17 protein-coding genes are annotated in these 19,472 nt (G+C 30.8%); 14 read left to right on the top strand and 3 right to left on the bottom strand.

All coding sequences use genetic code 11. From position 1 onward, the window contains the following. Window positions 1-45: 45 nt before the first annotated feature. From ACZ5N4_RS23775 to ACZ5N4_RS23715, 13 genes are all read left to right on the top strand, one after another. On the top strand, window positions 46-609 hold the full coding sequence (locus tag ACZ5N4_RS23775; RefSeq protein WP_464204947.1) for a hypothetical protein: 564 nt from the start codon (window positions 46-48) through the stop codon (window positions 607-609). A gap of 210 nt (window positions 610-819) precedes the next feature. Beyond that, on the top strand, window positions 820-2,070 hold the full coding sequence (locus ACZ5N4_RS23770) for an SGNH/GDSL hydrolase family protein (RefSeq protein WP_464204946.1): 1,251 nt from the start codon (window positions 820-822) through the stop codon (window positions 2,068-2,070). Window positions 2,071-2,563: 493 nt separating this feature from the next. Next, the gene (locus tag ACZ5N4_RS23765; protein WP_464204945.1) at window positions 2,564-3,619 is read left to right on the top strand and encodes a baseplate J/gp47 family protein; all 1,056 of its coding nucleotides are present in this window, start codon (window positions 2,564-2,566) and stop codon (window positions 3,617-3,619) included. 3 nt (window positions 3,620-3,622) lie between these two features. Next, window positions 3,623-4,234: a YmfQ family protein gene (locus tag ACZ5N4_RS23760; RefSeq protein ID WP_464204944.1), complete on the top strand. Its 612-nt coding sequence runs from the start codon at window positions 3,623-3,625 to the stop codon at window positions 4,232-4,234. A gap of 12 nt (window positions 4,235-4,246) precedes the next feature. Continuing rightward, window positions 4,247-5,629: a hypothetical protein gene (locus ACZ5N4_RS23755; RefSeq protein ID WP_464204943.1), complete on the top strand. Its 1,383-nt coding sequence runs from the start codon at window positions 4,247-4,249 to the stop codon at window positions 5,627-5,629. 337 nt (window positions 5,630-5,966) lie between these two features. After that, window positions 5,967-6,122: a hypothetical protein gene (locus ACZ5N4_RS23750; RefSeq protein ID WP_464204942.1), complete on the top strand. Its 156-nt coding sequence runs from the start codon at window positions 5,967-5,969 to the stop codon at window positions 6,120-6,122. 53 nt (window positions 6,123-6,175) lie between these two features. Next, a complete protein-coding gene (locus ACZ5N4_RS23745) occupies window positions 6,176-6,391 on the top strand; it encodes a BhlA/UviB family holin-like peptide (RefSeq protein ID WP_464204941.1) in 216 nt (71 codons plus the stop codon). Window positions 6,392-6,442: 51 nt separating this feature from the next. Continuing rightward, the gene (locus tag ACZ5N4_RS23740; RefSeq protein WP_464204939.1) at window positions 6,443-7,363 is read left to right on the top strand and encodes an N-acetylmuramoyl-L-alanine amidase; all 921 of its coding nucleotides are present in this window, start codon (window positions 6,443-6,445) and stop codon (window positions 7,361-7,363) included. Between the two features lie 42 nt (window positions 7,364-7,405). Next, on the top strand, window positions 7,406-7,783 hold the full coding sequence (locus ACZ5N4_RS23735; RefSeq protein ID WP_464204938.1) for a hypothetical protein: 378 nt from the start codon (window positions 7,406-7,408) through the stop codon (window positions 7,781-7,783). Window positions 7,784-8,101: 318 nt separating this feature from the next. Then, a complete protein-coding gene (locus ACZ5N4_RS23730) occupies window positions 8,102-9,340 on the top strand; it encodes a M16 family metallopeptidase (protein WP_464204937.1) in 1,239 nt (412 codons plus the stop codon). Between the two features lie 29 nt (window positions 9,341-9,369). Beyond that, complete coding sequence (recX, locus tag ACZ5N4_RS23725; RefSeq protein WP_464204936.1) at window positions 9,370-10,227, top strand: recombination regulator RecX; 858 nt, start codon at window positions 9,370-9,372, stop codon at window positions 10,225-10,227. Between the two features lie 78 nt (window positions 10,228-10,305). Continuing rightward, window positions 10,306-11,487, top strand: coding sequence for a transglutaminase-like domain-containing protein (locus ACZ5N4_RS23720; RefSeq protein ID WP_464204935.1), 1,182 nt, complete (start codon window positions 10,306-10,308; stop codon window positions 11,485-11,487). Window positions 11,488-11,567: 80 nt separating this feature from the next. Beyond that, a complete protein-coding gene (locus ACZ5N4_RS23715; protein WP_464204934.1) occupies window positions 11,568-12,446 on the top strand; it encodes a polysaccharide deacetylase family protein in 879 nt (292 codons plus the stop codon). A gap of 37 nt (window positions 12,447-12,483) precedes the next feature. Here the strand turns inward: ACZ5N4_RS23715 and ACZ5N4_RS23710 are convergent, their stop codons facing one another. The 3 genes from ACZ5N4_RS23710 to ACZ5N4_RS23700 form a co-directional block, all read right to left on the bottom strand. Further along, on the bottom strand, window positions 12,484-12,846 hold the full coding sequence (locus ACZ5N4_RS23710) for a tetratricopeptide repeat protein (protein ID WP_464204933.1): 363 nt from the start codon (window positions 12,844-12,846) through the stop codon (window positions 12,484-12,486). A 127-nt stretch (window positions 12,847-12,973) separates the two neighbouring features. Continuing rightward, complete coding sequence (locus ACZ5N4_RS23705; RefSeq protein WP_464204932.1) at window positions 12,974-13,765, bottom strand: ABC transporter permease; 792 nt, start codon at window positions 13,763-13,765, stop codon at window positions 12,974-12,976. Next, entirely contained in the window at window positions 13,762-14,523 is a 762-nt protein-coding gene (locus tag ACZ5N4_RS23700) for an ABC transporter ATP-binding protein (protein ID WP_464211040.1), read from the bottom strand. The genes ACZ5N4_RS23705 and ACZ5N4_RS23700 overlap by 4 nt, the downstream gene beginning before the upstream one ends. 560 nt (window positions 14,524-15,083) lie before the next feature. Between ACZ5N4_RS23700 and ACZ5N4_RS23695 the strand changes: the two genes are divergently transcribed. Beyond that, window positions 15,084-19,373 (top strand): acyl-CoA dehydratase activase-related protein, encoded by a 4,290-nt coding sequence (locus ACZ5N4_RS23695; RefSeq protein ID WP_464204931.1) that lies wholly within the window; start codon window positions 15,084-15,086, stop codon window positions 19,371-19,373. Window positions 19,374-19,472 lie beyond the last annotated feature (99 nt).

The following is a 19,472-nucleotide window of genomic DNA, read 5'->3' as shown; positions in this document are numbered from 1 at the left end:
ATTTCCCATATAATACATTAATTTAGATATGTAAGGAGATAGATTATGATTGATGAAGAGAGAACAAAAATGTTTTTCTGTTTAGATAATGTAAGAAGATGGTGTAAATTCGTTATTATTCAAGGTCAAAATATACTTGATTTGAGCAATGAAATGAAAGTCTTATTTGAAAAAATGAGATGTTTTGATAATTTTCATTGCAGTGATAAAAATAGAATGGATGATGTTTCAGACTTATCTAGAATTGAAGAATATTTCTTTGTAATTTCACTAAATAAAGCTAGGGAATGGTTAATAGAAGGTAAGCAATATATTCAAGAATTTGAAGAGATGATTGCGAACATAGATAAAGAACTGCCATTCATTAAAGAAGTAAGAAATATGCGAGAACATGAAATTGAATATTATAAGAGTAAAGGAATAAAGCAAAAAAACTTTATCAGACCATTAGGAGAACCAGGCTATGCAATTTCTGATGCTACTTCAACAATAGTTGATGAAAGTGGATATTTTGTTGGTGGAAGAATAAGTGTACAAGTCTCTATTAGGTTATTCAATGAATTACACGAAAAAATTCTTATCATACAACAAAAGCAGATAGAAATATAACTTTGTTTAATAAGATACTGGAGTTAGCTTCGTATGAGAAGGATGAAAGTACACAGGTACTAAGTATGTTTGAACTATAAAATTTTATATGTAAGATTTTACGTTATACGAATGAATTATAAATGAAAGTTATTTTAAATAGAGATAACTTTCATTTAGTTCGTCATAGAAAACTTTTGCGTTATAAAAGTAAACAAGGAGTGATGTATTTTGCTGAAAAGTTTTTTTCAAATTTTAAATAAAAATCATTTAAAATCTAGTCCTATTACTGAAAAAGTAGACGAATATAGTATTGCTGATAAGGCGAAAATGTTCAAAAAAATATATACATTCAATGATGCTTGGAGCCAATGGAAAGCTGGAAACAAATTTCCCATTGCATTTTATGGTGATAGTACAATAGATGGCAATAATACAACAGGGTATGTTGCAAATACGTTAGGGAAAGATAGTCAATCTCCAAATACTTTTTGTAGAAAGTTAGAAACAAACTTGCGCTTAGCAACAGGAAATAACAGGCTGAGAGTATATAATGCTGGTTTTTCTGGTAAAGACTCTGCCTTTGGTGTTACAAATATTAATGCGGAATTTGGCATTGATACTGACTATTCTGACGTTAAAATGGTTGGTATTGGTTGGGGCATAAACGACAGATTGAATTATTCCGACACTAAAGCCTATCGAGATGGATTTAAAGCTAATATAATTTCACAAATAAATTGGTTTTATTCAAGAGGTATTCAACCATTTTTACTAACAACACAGGCTATTGTATCACCAAATGTAGACACGCAGTATGCAAGCCAATATCCATTACGAACAGCAGAAGCAATTAATTCAATTGCAAACGAGGTTAAAAGAGAATTATCCGTTGAATATAACTTAGAATTAATTGATATTAATAAATTTACAGAAAGATTTTTACTCTATTCGCCAACTGACATAGCTACGCTTATTCCAGATAGATTACATTTTGGAGATATAGGCCATCAGTATGAGGCGGATTTAATTTTTGCACATATTTCTCCACAGGTAATATTTGTTGAGACAGATACGAAAATAGATTATTCAACTCAAAAAGTAATTAATGGAGTTAATGAGGATAAATTAACATACTCACCTATTGATCAATATGGATTTAAATTTTATGCAAAGTATCTAAAATCAGATGAATTGGATACTAAAATTATGGAAGCTTGGGTTTTTATAAATTCTAAAGATGAGATGAGTTTAAAATCATATGTTTCTTGTTATCTTAATACTTATATAAAAATAAATGGTGTTGTATATAAGTCAGAAGCATTGGAAACAATTTTGTCTACCTTATCATTAGGGTTATATCATTTAGAAGTTTTTTCTGGTTCAACTAACAATGTTGATCATGTCGATTGTGTTGATTTCAAAGGATTTCATATAAAAAGTAAGCAAACAACTTATTATGAAGATAATCTATTTATATGATAAATTTAATTATATAGATAGAGAATCAGCCAGCAAGCTGCAGGATTAGAGATATAATATGTCAATATTGATAAAGTGTGAATGTGATTTGCAGTAACTTTATGCCGTTTATGAAAAACTATATGACGCAAGAATTAGTTTAACTAGGTTCTATTAATTTTGCATTATATATACCTACTAGTTACTATTTCATGTTATAAAATACAAGAAAATAATAACTATAGAAGAAACTTATTTAGAAAAGAAAAACGCTGCTGATAAAATAGTTGAAGAGCATAAAAGTGTTAGAAATCTTACAGAAGTTGTTATTGATCCAGAGTATACTAAAAGAGCAGAGTAAAAGAAATTTATAAAGAATAAAATAAGAATTCTTTATATTTACAGATAAGAGAAATCTTCGAGGGAAAATCAAATTTAAAGAAAAGGAACGCTTAAAGGTTAAGTACAGAAGAGTATTCCTAAAGGATTAAACTTCTGTATAGGAGGTGATTATTTGTATATTGAAAATAACTCGACTGATGACATATTGAAAAGAATGAAAGATGATATACCTTCTGATTTAGATAAATCAGAAGGTTCTTTTATTTATGATTCTTTATCTCCAGTAAGCAAAGAATTAGAAAAATCATATATATCAAATGATGATGTATTAAGAAGAACAGATCCTTATAGAGCTACAGGAGAGGATCTTGAAAAAATAACAAACCCTTATGGAATTACCAGAAAGCCTGGCAAAAAAGCTTTAACTCAAATTTTGGTAAATGCTGTTATAGGTACAACTTTGAAATCAGGCTCAATATTTCAAACTAAATCTGGTCTAGTATACAAGACTATAGAAGATATTGTAGTAATAAACGAATCAACTATTGTTAGTACAGAAGCTAGTGAAGTTGGAAGTAGATATAATGTTCCTGCTAATATTATTACTGAGGTTCCAGTGCAAATAAGCGGGATTATATCTGTTACAAATCCTAATCCAATATCAAATGGTTATGATGTTGAAGATGATGAAAGTCTAAGAAAAAGGTATTTCGAGAGACTGCAAACCCCAGCAACTTCAGGTAATAAGTATCATTATAGGAATTGGGCTAAGGAAGTTACTGGTGTTGGGGATGCTAAAGTATTTCCTCTTTGGAATGGTAATGGAACTGTAAAGGTAATTATAATTAACTCTAATAAAAAAGCTGCAGATAGTAATCTTGTAAATGCTGTTAAAAATCATATAGAAGAAAATAGACCTATAGGATCTGATGTTACAGTAGTTTCAGCAAAAGAAAAATCAATAAATATATCAGTTACTCTAGTAATAGATACTAAATTATGCACCTTAAATCAAATTCAAGCTTCCATTGAAAATAACCTAATAAAATATTTTAAAGAAATATCTTTTATAAGCAACTATATTTCATACGCAAGCATAAGTAATTTAATATTTAATACTGATGGAGTTATTGATTACAGCAACCTTCTTGTTAATGGAGGTATTTTAAATGTAAAACTTGAGAATGAAGAGACACCTGTGCTTGGGACCATTAGTGTGGGGGTGTAATAAATGTATAGGAATGCTATCTATGGAATCACACAATATGCCGATAATAACTTAATATCGCAGCAATTGCAACCTTTCACACCTGATTTAATGAACTACTTACCAACATACTATGAAAATTCTGAACTAATGAAAAGTATTCAAGGTACTACAGCAAAAGAAGTTGGTAAACTAAATTACTCCAAGAAGGATTTGTTAGATCAATTTTATGTTGACAGTGCAACTTGGGGACTAAGCTGCATATGGGAAAAAACTCTAGGTATTCAGACCGATTTAAATAAACCCTATGAAGAAAGAAGAGAGATTATAAAGGCAAAGTTAAGAGGAGCTGGAACTGTAACTAAAAATATGATCAAAAATGTTGCCGAAGCTTTTTCAGGAGGAGAAGTTGAGGTATTAGAAAACTTTTTAGACTATAGTTTTATAATACAGTTTATTGGCATAAAGGGTATTCCAAAGAATATGACAGGATTAATAGAAATAATAGAAACCATTAAGCCAGCACATTTGGGATACTCTTTTAAATATACTTACACTTGGTGGAATAAATTGATAGAACTCACTTGGAGTCAATCAAAAATGAAAACATGGAATGACTTAAAAGTTTATGGATAGAGGTGAAAAATATTGAAGACAACAGTAAATTTAGGATTAAAAAAACCAGAAGGAACAGATGTAGTAAACATTGATGATTTTAATTATAATGCTGATGTTATTGATACTGAACTAATAAATATGAAAAATGGATCTACAAAAGTAGGTTCATCAGCCAGTGCTGATACTGCTGCTAAACTTCAAACTGCAAGAAGTATAGCTTTAAGCGGTGATATAACTGGTTCTGCTAATTTTGATGGTTCTACTAACATTTCTATGACCACAACACTACCTGCGTCAGGGGTTACAGCTGGGTCATATCCAAAAGTAATAGTTAACTCAAAAGGATTAGTTACTGGTGGCGCAAGTCTAGCTGCTCCTGATATTCCTAATTTGGATTGGGGTAAGATAACATCGAATAAACCTACTACATTAGCTGGTTATGGAATTACGGATGCGATATCTTCTTCAAAATTAGGGCAAACTGGGGGAGCAGCTAAACAAGATGATTTTACGTCGCATTTGGCTGAAAGTGTGATACAAACTGCCACCGGAACTGCTACAGCGATTGTAGTAACTACAGGTGGTAATTTTACTTATACACAAGGTAGAATATTAAGATTTAAGGCTATAGCAGATAATGGTACAGTTGCAACTACTATTAATATAGATAGTAAAGGTGCTAAGAGTATAAAAAAGCTGGACGGAAGTATACCAACCATAAAAAATGGCAAGGTTTATGAAATTTATTATGATGTTACAGGTAATTGTTTTTTTCTTGTAGCTAAGGCAGAAGGTACAGCAGACGTTGGGAATGTCTTAGCAGGAAAAACTTTTTCCAACGATAACGATAGTGGACTGGTAGGAGCATTAGTAAGCCAACCAAATGGAGTTACCCCTGTTTCCACATGGGCAAGTGGTAGTGGTAATTTAAATGTAAGCATACCCTTTGGAGCATATTTAGCAGTTGGAGGAGCAGGAAAACCAGAAATATTTATGTATGACGCTAATTTTATACCCTCAAATATAATAAATGGTAAATCTATATTCGGAGTATCAGGAACAGGTAATACGGGGAAAAAATGGGCAAACGGTACATCTTATTTAACTCCGTTAAGACAAGTAGATTATGGTGGATGGGAAATGAATACTTTAAGTATAAATACACTTGCGTTTATCCCAGCTACTTTATTTTTATATTTGCCACAAAATGCAGAACTTTTTATGATATTAAAAAGTTCTTGGCTTAATAGTTCAAGTGATTTTATATATTGTATAACTTCTGATGATGCTTATTCTACTAACGAATTACAAATTCAAACCAATGGATTTACTTTTCATAAAGGATATCTTTCATATCCAGGTGGTTATAAACCAGAAAATATACCTGTACATTGGATAGCTTTTGATAATTAATTAAAAAAATAAGGATGAATTTTATAAATGGCAATTCAAGTAGGAAGAAGAATAATTTTTGATAAAACAAATGGGAAAATTATATGACGCAAGAACTAGTTTAGCTAGGTTCTTTTTATTTTACCCCATATTCACCTATTAGTTATTGTTTCATATTATAAAATACAAAGAGATGGAACTACGGAAGAAACCCATTTAGAAAAGAAAAGCGTTGATGATTAAATAGTTGAAGAGCATAAAAGTATTAGACATCTTACAGAAGTTGTTATTCCTCCAGAACACGCTAAAAGAGCAGAGTCAAAGGAATTTATAAAAAATAAGAACAGGCTTAAAGAAGATGGACATTATAGATGCTGGATATGTGGTGCAGTGGAAAACCTTGAAGTTCACCATATCCATAAAGTTGATGGTGCTCATGAAACAACGTTTCCAGTTTGGATTATACAAAAAAATATGTAAAGAAGGGGTACAATCTGTACCTCAGGATAACTGAATCTTAGTGCAGAATGAAAAGTTCTGCACTTTATTATTTAATGGAGGTGCAACTTGGAAGAGAAAATATTAGATTTAGCTGTGCAGCAAGGAATATGGGCAGTGCTTTTTATAGCACTGCTTTTCTTTGTATTAAATGAAAATTCAAAAAGAGAATCAAAATATCAGGAGATAATATCTCAGTTAACAGATAAATTTCAATGTATAGAAGAAGGCTTAAATTGTATCAAAGAGGACATAAAAGAAGTTAAAGATAAAATATTTAAATAACTATTAGCACTTTTAATTTACCAACATAATCTAAATAGGAGGTAGATTATTATGAGCAAATTTGCAGTAGATCCTGGACATGGGTGTTATCCAGACACAGGAGCAGAAGGATATTTAAATGAACAGGACTGTGCTTTGGATATAGCCAATAAAGTTATAAACAAACTTCAAATAGTAGGTCATCAGGCTTGGAATGTAAGACCTACAAGTGCTTGGAGTGTTTCGAATTCACTTCAGCAAAGGTGTAATAATGCAGTTAACGCAGACTATTTAGTTTCTATACACTTAAATGCAGGTGGTGGAAAAGGTAGTGAAGTATTTGCTATGAGTGCTGCAGGTAATGCTTTAGCTTCTAGTGTAGTAAAAAGCTTAGCAGCTCTGGGGTTTGTAAATCGTGGGGTAAAAGATGGCAGTAGTTTATATGTAATAAGGAATAGTAATCCTGTAGCAATTCTTATAGAAGTATGCTTTGTGGATACTCAAAGTGATGCAGATTTATATAACAAATTAGGTGCTGAAGTTATAGCCTCGGCAATAGTTCAAGGACTGACTGGACAAACAGTAAAGCCAAGTAATAGCAACTCGGACTTTATAAAATCTGTACAGCATGATTTGCAAAGAGTTAGCTGTCTGGAGAGTGGAGAAGCTAATGCAACAGGTGTGTTAGATTCTAAAACTAAAGCTGCTATAAAACAGTTCAGAAGTATTGTAGGACTACCAGAGGGTGAAAATATAGATTCTCAGCTTGTCAATTCACTAAATGCTATAACTAAAATGTCAATAATAGGTAAAGGATGGCCTAGCAATACTATAGCAACTAAATTTATTCAGTGGTGGATTGGAGTATCTAAGACTGGGGTATTTGATGACGCAACACTTCAAAAGGTTAAGGACTGGCAAAAATCCTCTAAAGTATACTCAAATCCAGATGGAGTTATTAGAACAGAAAGCTGGAATAAAATTTTAAAATAAGATCCTTTATCTATAAAAATCAATTTTAGGAGGATGGAGTTTGTGGAAAATCAAGCAATGAGTATTTTTGTACAAGCAGTTTTAGCAATTTTGGGAGTACTGGTTTCATATCTAACTACTGTTGCTGTTTCCTATTTGACCAAGAAAAAAGAAGCTCTTATAAAACAAATGGGTGCTGATCAGTATAATATAACTTACAACATTGCAAAGAGTATATTTTTCGCTGTTGAACAACAGTTTAAATCTATTCCAAAATCCGGACAACAAAAAGCTGATATGTTTAATAAAATGCTTTTAAACAAAGTTCCAGGACTTACTCAAGATGAAATAGATCACTTCAGAGAGGCTGTTGTTGGAGAAATAAATTTACAACTGAATAAAACGGGATTATTAGATCCTGCGCCACCAGCTAAGCAATAAATAATAAGCATAGAGTATAGATATCCAATTTTGATAATTGACTTAATCAAGGTATTCATAGAGGTACATCTGACAGTACATTTAATGATTTTATGTTAGCTCTTAGCAGCAAGCCCTAGAGATAACTAAAATTATTAACAGTACAGAAGAGGTACCTCTATGAATACCGCTAATAAGTTAAGCACCTTGATTGAATATCTATATATCCCCGGAGAAATCCGGGGAGTTTTTTTATTTATAGGTTTTAATCTTTTTATTTCTGTCAACATAAATTATAATATAATGTATTACATTATGGATTTTAAGGAGATTAATTTTATGTTTGATGCTAAACAAAAAGTCTTACCTAATGGAATAAGATTGATTAGTATAAAGAAAGATACGCAGGTTACTTCAATACATGCAGGTATAAAAATAGGAGCAATTTTTGAAAAACCAGGGGAAAAGGGAATATCGCATTTTATTGAACATATGTTGTTTAAAGGTACGAAAACTAAGACAAATGAACAGTTAAACTTAGATTTAGAGGCCTTAGGTGGAGAATACAATGCCTACACCGACAATGATTGCACAGTGTACAGTATTACAGCGCTAAGTGAAGAGTTAGAAAAATCAATAGAATTGTTATCAGATATGCTTAGAAACTCAACATTTCCAGAGGAAGAGATTAGTAAAGAGAGAGATGTAATACTAGCAGAGATTAGGACAAGTAAAGATGATGTAGAAGACTATAGTTTTAAAAAGATAAACGAAATGGCATTTATAAAAAGCCCTCTAAGATATGAAACTATAGGCGATGAAAAAACTGTTAATAAGATAAATAGAGAAAAGTTAATAAATTTCTATGACAAATATTATGTTCCTAATAATTGTTTTATTTCCATAGTATCATCCTTTGAGCATGAGTATGTATATGATTTAGTTTGGAGGTATTTTAAAGAGTGGATGTGGAAAGAATTTAAAAGACAGGAAGTTATTGTTGAAAATAATATACCTGGCTTAAAGGTTTCTTATAAAAAAGATATAGAACAGAGTACAATATTATATCTATTCACTTTTTATAATATAACAAAAGAAGAGGAGCTTGCTCTTAGAATTTTAAATCATAAATTTGGAGAAAGTGCTAACTCTATATTGTTTAGAAAGCTTAGAGAGGAAAAAGGACTTGCTTACGATGTTTATACAGATTTAGATTTGACTACTAATGTAAAAACATTATATATATACACTGCTGTTAGTGATGAGAATGTAGATGAAACTATAAACACTATAGATAATTGTATAGAAGAAATCAAAAATGAAAATATTGTTTTTGATGACAGCACCATAGGATTGATGAAAAAGGTTCTAAAGACAGCTGTGGCATTTACTTTAGAAGATTCTACAGATATAGGAAATTATGTACTGCATCAAGCTATTGATGAAGATGATATATTCAAATTTGTTGATGATATGAAAAACTTAGATAATATAAGGAAAGAGGATATATACAATGTAGCAAGAGTTGTTTTTGAAAATCCTACTATACACATATTGAAAAGTGAAGATAGTAGATAATCTTTATATGCTTAAATGGAGAGTTTGAAATGAACAAAGATAAATATATTATTACAAAGATAGAAGTGCAGAAAAGAAATAAAGATAGAGTTAATATATATATAAATGACGAATTTGCTTTCGCATGTAGTGCAGAACTTGTATATACTCATAGTCTTTCAAAGGATAAGATTATAGAGAAGGATAATTTAGAGGAGATAGTAAATGAAGATAATTATATAAAATGTAAGAATACCTCCTTAAAAATGATAGAAAAATCGTATAAAACAGAGAAGCAGATTACTGATAAATTAATTGAAAAAGGCTATGATGAGAAAGTTATTGAGAGAACTAAAGAGTTTCTTAAACAGTATGATTTTATAAATGATAATAAGTATGCACAAATGTACATAAAAGATAAAATGAACTCTCAAGGTAGAAATAAAATAAAATATACATTAATTAATAAAGGAATAAGTGAAGAAATAATAAATGAAAAGCTATGTTATATTAATAAAGATTCTGAGGAAAGTTCCGCTTTAAAATTGGCGGAAAAAAAGTATAACTTATTAATTAAAAGTGAACAGGATATTAGAAATATTAATAAAAAATTAAGAGAATACCTAATTAGAAAGGGCTATAATTTAGATATAGTACAAAGTGTCTTAAATCAAGTAGTAAAACAGGATATAGATAACATATATGAAAACGAAGCTGAAGATAAGGTAAATGAGGACATAGATAAATTATATGAGCTGGCAGAGAAAAGGTATAAAATATTAATAAAATCTGAAAGTGATGTTAGAAAGCTTTATAAGAAGTTGGGAGATTATCTTTTGCGAAGAGGATACTCTTGGAGTGACATAAAAGCGGCGTTAAACAATATTATAAAAGACTCTTATATTTAACAAAACCTCTTAGATTAAAACTTAAAAATATTTTGTTAAGTATAGAAATTGTCAATTAATTAAGAGGTGATTATTATAATGAATAAGAATATTAATCCTGTAACACTTGTATTAGCTTTAGTATTTTTATATCCTCTTTTAAAAGGTTTTTTGTTTAAATTTTCTTCGAGTAACTTGAAGGCTGGAATAGACGAAATAAATAGAAATGTTTCTTTTGTTATTTCTTTAGTTTTAGGAATTTATTATGGTAAAAAGATATTTTTACAGCACGAAACTGGCATTTACAAACAAATATATAAAATTATACCGGATAGTATAGTTCAATATATGGAAAGCAATAGCTTTATAGTATATGCAGTTGTAATACCAATACTTATATTCATAGTATATAGGATTATTAAATTGATTTTTGATCTTATAAGCTACGCAACACTTTATCCTGTACTTGATGGGGTAGAAAAGTTTTTGAGTTCAAAGAGTAACTTTTTTAAGAGAATGGCAGGAATGTTTGTTCAATTTCCTAAAGCGGTGTGTTACGTACTTATAGTAACTTTTATATTAAATATAATGTCTATATTTGGTGCTAGCGATAAGCTTAATGAGCACCTGGAAGGGTCCAAACCCTATAATACTATATGTAAAGAAATAGTTATTCCTATTACAGACTCTAAAATAGCTAAAAAATTGCCAGGTATAATAAATAATTCTTTTAGGATTGTAACAAAAGAATCTGAGCCTAAAGAAACTATACCAGGAAAGAGTGTTAGCAAAGGCAGAACTATAGTCTATTACAATGGAGTTACATTGGACCAAGGAGTAAAATCTAATGCAGAAATAGATAAGACAGCGAGAGAAATTACTGCTAAGGAATCTAATACAAAGGAAAAAGCAAAGATAATATATAATTGGATAGGAAGTAACGTAAGTTACGATCATGATAAAGCAAATAAAGTGTTAAATAACAACTTTAATGTGGAGTCAGGGGCTATACCTACCTTCAATACGGGAAAAGGGATTTGTTTTGACTATTCCTGTTTGTATGTTGCGATGGCTAGGGCTAACCATATGAAAGTGAGATTAATAACTGGTGAAGGGTTTAATGGTGTCAGCTGGGTAAGCCATGCATGGAACCAAGTGTATATACCTGAAGAAGGGAAATGGATTAACGTTGATACAACTTTCTACAAAGGGGGAAACTACTTTAATAGTAAAAGATTTGAGTTAGATCATAGAGGCTCTCAAATAGCTGGAGAGTGGTAAAAATGTTACCAAATTGTAATATGATTTTTCACCAAAAAGCAGTATAATATTGTTGACGAGAATATAGGAGATGGTGAATTATGGAAAAATATGAAGAAAGAATTAAAAGAAATAAAAGAAGAAAAAAGAGAAATGCCATCCTTACTGCATTTTCTTTATTAGTACTTTTTTCTTTTGGATTCTTTGTTGGCGGCAAAATGTCTCATAAGAAGAACAACGTTGTTGTAAGTGCTGCAAATGGCGACACAAAGGAAACAGAAAAGAAACCTTCCGATGAAGCTATGAATAAGAGAGAAAGTGCGGTAAATAGTGACAATAAAAAAAATAGTAATAATAGCAATAGTAGTGGAGAATTTGATCCATATAAACCAGATGGTAAAAAAGTTGCATATTTAACCTTTGATGATGGTCCATCAACAAATAATACACCTAAAATATTGGACATACTAAAAAGATATAATGTAAAGGCAACCTTTTTTGTTATTGGACAATGTGCTGAGCAAAATAGTGAATTAGTAAAAAGAGAAGTAGCAGAAGGACATGTAGTTGGAAATCATACTTATTCTCATAACATGAAGCATATATATTCAGATCCAAATGTTTTTGTTAGTGATTTAGATAAAGGGGACAAGACTTTAAAAGCTATAATAGGTAATGATTATAATTTAAAGCTTGCAAGATTTCCAGGAGGCTCTTTTGGGACAAAATTAGCACCTTTCAGAGAAGCGGCAAAAAAGGCTGGTTACCACTATATAGATTGGAATGATTTAACCGGTGATGCTGAGCGTAACATTGTTCCTGTAAATGATTTGCTTGATAAATTGAAAAAATACACTACTCAAGATCATGTAGTAATTTTAATGCATGATGCTCCTGCCAAGACTACTACAGTGGACGCTCTTCCACAGGTAATAGAATATTTACAATCTAAGGGATATAGTTTTGAAACTCTGAAATAAAAATACAGCTTGAAGATTAGATACTTCAAGCTGTATTTTATTTTGATTTTTTTGATAAGTGATTTTTAATTATTATATTTATTGCTTTTTCGCAGTCAGTATCATCATTATTTAGGCTCCATGCTGTATTAAAGTATACCAAAGCTTTTTTATTATCCTTTAGCATGGTGTAACAATATCCAAGGTTAAAAAAGTACTTGCTTTCTCGTTTTAAATCAATAGCAGATTTTAATAGAGGAATAGCCTTATTGTATTCTTTAAGCTTTATAAAGCATACAGCAGAATTATACAGTGAAGATGCTTCATTCTCTTTAACTTTAATGGCTTTTTCGTACATATCTAGTGCTTTTTTATAATCTTTAGCATTATAATATTCATTAGCCTTGTGAAAGTAGCTCATTTTAATCCTCCTTAGGTTTACCAAACACGTTTTTCATTCTGTTGTAATAAATTTATATCAAATTTTTCGGAAAAATATTCCATTAAAAATCATAACCACATTTTATTTTTTTATGCAGTTAAGAAAGCTACATTCTCAGCTTTTTTTCTAAAAACTCTACTGCTTCATACATTAAATATGCGAGTATTGCTAATATTATGATGCTGAGCATGACTGTATCTAATTGTGCTATTTGACCTCCAAATATTATCAAAAAGCCTAATCCATCCTTAGCTACTAGAAACTCACCCATTATAACTCCTACCCAGGAGAGTCCTACATTTATTTTTAGTGCTGAAACTAATGTAGGAATAGAGGATGGTATTATTAAATAAATTAATATCTGAAGCTTAGAAGCTCCAAAAGTTTTAAGTAGCTTTATTTTGTCTATATCAACTTCATTAAAGCCATTTAGCACAGTTATTATAGTAACTACTATTGATATGAGAAGAGCTACTAAAATTATTGCAGGAGCTCCATTTCCAACCCAAAATATTATGATCGGGGCAAGAGCTACTTTAGGAAGGGCGTTAAGTACAACAATATACGGGTCCAATACTTTTGAAATGAAGTCAGACCACCATAATATTATAGCTATTAGAGTACCAAGGATTGTTCCAAGAACAAACCCTAATATAGTTTCATAGCAAGTAACCCATATATGTTTAAATAAACTTCCTTCCATATATAATTTAACAAGGCTTTTCCACATCCTTGATGGAGTACTTGTTAAAAATGGATCTATCCATTTTAAATCTCCTGCGATTTCCCATAATAAAAATATTGATACTAGGATTGATATTCTAGCAATTACAATATTTCTTTTTCTCCTTTTAACACTTTTTATATATAATTCATGTTCTCTAATTTCATCAATCATTGAGAGTTTAACTCCTTCCATACATTGTTGAAGTGAAGTCTGAATTTAGAGTCTTCCCTGCACTTTAATGGTGAATCGTGAGGAATTGAAAAATCAATATCAAATATTTTGCTTATCTTTGCAGGGCGACTTGTCAAAACAATTATTCTATTAGACATTGATATGGCTTCAGAAATATCATGAGTAACCATGATTGCTGTTTTACCTTCTTTTTTAATTATTTTATAAATTTCATCACTTATATTAAGTCTAGTTTGGTAATCTAAAGCTGAGAAGGGCTCATCCAAAAGTAGAACTTCTGGATTAAGAGCAAGAGTTCTAATCAAGGCAACTTTTTGCCGCATGCCTCCTGAAAGTTCTGAAGGATGATGGAATCTAAAATCCCATAACCCATAATCATTTAGTAGTGAATTAACCTTTTCTTTATACAAATCTATAGGTTTATGTTGTATTTTTAATCCAAGAAGTATATTGTCCCATACTGTTAGCCAATCAAATAGGTGGTCTCTTTGAAACATATACCCCATTTTAGTTGATATAGAATTTGAGACTTCACCATCAACGTATATTTCTCCATTAGATGGCTTTAGAAGTCCTGCAATTATATTAAGCAAGGTTGATTTTCCACAACCTGAAGGTCCGACTATACTAAGGAACTCACCATCTGATACTGTAAAGGTTATATCATTTATAGCCTTGGTTGATCCTTTCAACGAATGATAGTTCATATAAATGTTATTGACAGATACTTTATCCAAGAGATCATCTCCTATAGAAGTTTTAGCATATTTCATTATATGAACTCTTATAACATAATGTTAAAACGGAATTTTTAACATTATGTTATATTTGAATAATTAGTAAACAGATAAAGACAAATATATGTTATAATGTTATTATAGAAAAGTATTATTATGGGATTTCATAGGCTTATATCTAGTTCATGTAAATTTAACAAAATTATATAATAACCGTATATTATTGATATGGTTATTTTTTTTCTTATAAACTATATATTTAGTATTAAGGAATTATATAGTTTGCTTATGAAAAAGCATATGAAAATCGGAGTTTTACATTGTTATAATGAAAATACGTAAGCAGGCATCCAAAATCTTAAGTAGATATCCCAAATCTTCGATTTGGTGATAGTCACTTACACAGAGTGTTGATTTTGAGATGATCGCTTACTCATTCGACGAAAGGAGAAGGAGTTTCATATTAAAATGTACATACGTTATTTTATCCATAGGATAATTTAAAAGAAAAATATGTAATTCCCATAAACTTATTAATTTGTAAAAAGGTGATATGATTTATGAGAAACTTGTTTCATATTGGTCTTGATGTAGGATCAACTACAGTAAAGATTGTCGTTTGTGATAATAAGGACAGTATAGTATATAGTAGATATCAGAGACATTTTTCAGATATAAAAAGTACTATAATTAATGTTATAAAAGAAGCTTATGATTATTTTAAGGAAGCAAATATTACAATAATGGTAACAGGCTCCGGCGGGTTATCTGTATCTGAATGGTTAAACATATCATTCATACAAGAAGTAATAGCATGTACTAATACCATAAAGAGATTTATTCCATGCACAGATGTAGCTATAGAACTAGGTGGAGAAGATGCTAAAATAACTTTTTTTGATGATGGAATAGACCAAAGAATGAATGGTACATGTGCTGGAGGAACTGGAGCTTTTATTGATCAAATGGCATCATTGCTTCAAACAGATGCAGAAGGATTAAATGAGCTTGCAAAGGGATACAAGGTCATTTATCCTATAGCAGCAAGATGTGGAGTATTTGCCAAAACTGACATTCAGCCTCTTTTAAATGAAGGAGCCGCAAAAGAAGACATAGCTGCGTCCATATTTCAATCCGTAGTGAATCAAACAATAAGTGGACTTGCTTGTGGTAAATCAATAAGAGGAAATGTAGCATTCTTAGGAGGACCTTTATACTTCTTATCTGAGCTTAGGAATAGATTTACTGAAACTTTACAATTAACAGAAAAACAGATTATATTTCCTAAGAATTCTCAGCTGTTTGTAGCTATTGGGGCTGCGCTAACCTCTAAAAAAGAGAATATAATGTCATTTGAATCTTTGATTGAAAAACTACCTAGAATCGAAGAGTTTACAAGTGATGCGGTGCAGACGTTGAGGCCTTTATTTAAGGATGAACATGAGTTACAAAATTTTACAGAAAGACACCAAAAATACCTAGTTAAAAAGGAAAGTTTAGAAGAATTTGAAGGAAACTGTTATTTAGGAATAGATGCAGGTTCTACTACTACAAAGGCAGCTCTTATTGATGATAATGGTAACTTACTTTATTCTTTTTATGGAAGTAATGAGGGAAGTCCACTTAAATCTGCTGTGAGAATATTAAAGGATTTATATAGCAAATTACCGCCAAAGGCTAGTATAGTAAATTCTGCAGTTACTGGTTATGGAGAGGGACTTATAAAAGCTGCTCTTTTAGTGGATATAGGAGAAGTTGAAACTGTAGCTCACTATAAGGCAGCAGAATTTTTCCAGCCAGGAGTAGATTTTATTCTAGATATTGGTGGACAGGATATGAAATGTCTAAAAATAAAGAATGGGGTAATTGACAGCATAATGCTTAATGAGGCCTGTTCTTCTGGATGTGGCTCATTTATAGAAACTTTTGCTCATTCTTTAAATATGGATGTAAAAGGTTTTGCTAAGGCAGCAACCTATTCTAAAAAACCTGTGGATTTGGGCTCAAGGTGTACGGTTTTTATGAACTCAAAAGTTAAGCAGGCCCAAAAAGAAGGAGCTTCTGTAGGTGATATATCAGCAGGGCTTTCTTATTCAGTAATAAAAAATGCTCTTTTTAAGGTTATAAAGATAAGAGATCCTAAGGAGTTAGGAAAGAAGATAATTGTACAGGGTGGAACTTTCTACAATGATTCTATTCTTAGGGCTTTTGAACTTATATCCGAAAGAGAAGTTGTAAGGCCGGATATAGCAGGCATTATGGGAGCATTTGGAGCTGGCTTAATAGCTAGAGAAAGATACAAAAAAGATAAAAAAAGTAGTTTATTAGAGTCTGATAAGCTAGAGAGTTTTTCAACAGATGTAACGATGAAAAGATGCGGAAAATGCAGTAATAATTGCCTTTTAACTATAAATAAATTTTTTGATGACAGAGAATTTATTTCTGGCAACAGATGTGAGAGAGGCGTTGGTTTAGACCATAAGACTAATGAAATACCAAATATATTTGATTATAAATATAGAAAAATATTTGATTATAAACCACTAAAGAAAGAAGAAGCTAAAAGAGGTTCTATTGGTATTCCAAGGGTACTAAATATATATGAAAATTATCCCTTTTGGTTTACATTCTTTACTAAGTTAGGATTTAGAGTTGAATTGTCTCCTAGATCATCTAAGGAGATATATGAACTTGGAATAGAAACAATACCTTCTGAATCAGCTTGTTATCCTGCAAAAATAGTTCATGGACATATAATCAGTCTTGTTAACAGAGGTATAAATTTTATTTTTTATCCTTGTATTCCATATGAACAGAAGGAACAAGCTCAGGCAGACAATAATTATAATTGTCCTATGGTTACATCATATCCAGAGGTTGTTAAGAATAACATGGATATTTTGAGAGATAAAGATATTAAATTTATGAATCCATTTTTGCCTATAGATAATGAGAATAGATTAGTAAAAAGATTATTTGATGAATTAAAAGATTTTAATATAAGCAGAGATGAGATTAAACAAGCTGCTGCAGAAGCTTATAAGGAAGATAGTAAGGTCAAGAAGGATATAAGAAATAAAGGTGAAGAAGTACTACGATATCTAAAAGAAACTGGCAAAAAAGGTATAGTATTAGCAGGAAGACCTTATCATGTGGATCCAGAAATTAATCATGGAATCCCAAATATAATTACTTCTTACGGAATGGCTGTTCTAACAGAGGATTCTATAGCACATTTAGGAGAAATTGATAGACCTTTAAAAGTTGTAGATCAATGGGTTTATCATTCAAGACTATATGCGGCAGCAAGCTTTGTTGCTACTCAAGAAAACTTAGAACTTATACAACTAAATTCTTTTGGTTGTGGCTTAGATGCAGTAACGACAGATCAAGTACAAGATATATTAAACTCTTATGAAAAGATATATACTGTCTTAAAGATAGATGAGGGAAGTAATTTAGGGGCAGTTAAGATCAGAATAAGATCATTAAAGGCTGCTTTAGAAGAAAGAGACAGTATAGGATTTAAGCCAATGAAGATACTAAAAAGTTCAGATAGAATTGTTTTTAGCAAGGAAATGAGAAAAACACATACAATTTTATGTCCACAGATGTCTCCTATACACTTTCAATTTGTTCAAGAAGCTTTTAAAGCATCTGGATATAATCTAGAAGTTTTGCCTTCAGTAGATAAGAAGGCGGTAGATGAAGGGTTAAAATATGTAAATAATGATGCATGCTATCCTTCCATAATAGTAGTCGGACAGTTGATAGAGGCACTTAAATCAGGAAAATATGACTTAAATAATACATCTGTACTGATAACTCAAACAGGAGGAGGATGTAGAGCGACAAACTATATAGGTTTTTTAAGAAAAGCTCTTAAGGAAGCTGGAATGTCAAATATTCCAGTAATATCTTTAAATCCCATAGGTATAGAGAAAAATCCTGGATTTAAAATAACAGCAGGTCTTCTAAATAAAGCTATGATTGGATTATTATATGGTGATTTATTTATGAGGGTACTTTATAAAGTAAGACCTTATGAGAAAATTCCTGGATCAGCTAATATTTTATATGAAAAATGGCTTGAGAAGTGTAAGCAAAATGTTATAAATGGAAATCATAAAGAATTTAAAGAAAATATATATGCTATAGTAGAGGATTTTGATACTTTAGAGATAAATAATATCAGTAAGCCTAAGATTGGAATAGTAGGAGAGATACTTGTAAAATTTCATCCTACAGCAAATAATAATATTGTAGATATTATTGAAAAAGAAGGTGCTGAGGCAGTAATGCCGGATTTAGTAGATTTCTTCCTGTATTGTGCATATGATGCAAAGTTTAAATACGAATATCTTTCAGGAAATAGAAGGAATAAAATTGTGCGGAATGCTTTTATAAAAGCTATTGAGTATTATAGAAAACCTATGAAGGCTGCTTTAGCTAATAGCAAAAGATTTAGTCCTCCTATAGAAATTGAAAAACTAGCAGAAGGTGCCTCACCAATAGTATCATTAGGCAATCAGACTGGTGAAGGCTGGTTTTTAACTGCGGAAATGGTAGAACTTATAGAGAGTGGAACAAAGAATATTGTATGCATGCAGCCTTTTGCATGTTTGCCTAACCATGTTACAGGTAAGGGAATGATAAAAGAATTAAAAAGAAGATATCCTGGTGCAAATATAGCAGCTATAGATTATGATCCCGGTGCAAGTGAGGTTAACCAATTAAACAGAATAAAGCTTATGCTTTCAGTGGCGTTTAAAGCTATGGAAGATGAAGTGTTGAGAAGCCAAAATGAAACTAAAGATCAAATGGCAGCTGAAGATGGAACTAAAAAATAAGGGTGCATTATGAACCCTTATTTTTTTATAGCTTTTTCACCAAAGCTGTTATTTATAATTCTATCAAATTTAGCATTTAAATTTATTTACAAATAACAA

It is taken from the genome of Clostridium nitrophenolicum (assembly GCF_055391695.1).
Note: the sequence above shows the minus strand (reverse complement) of the source record. Positions and strands in the feature narration are given on the sequence as shown.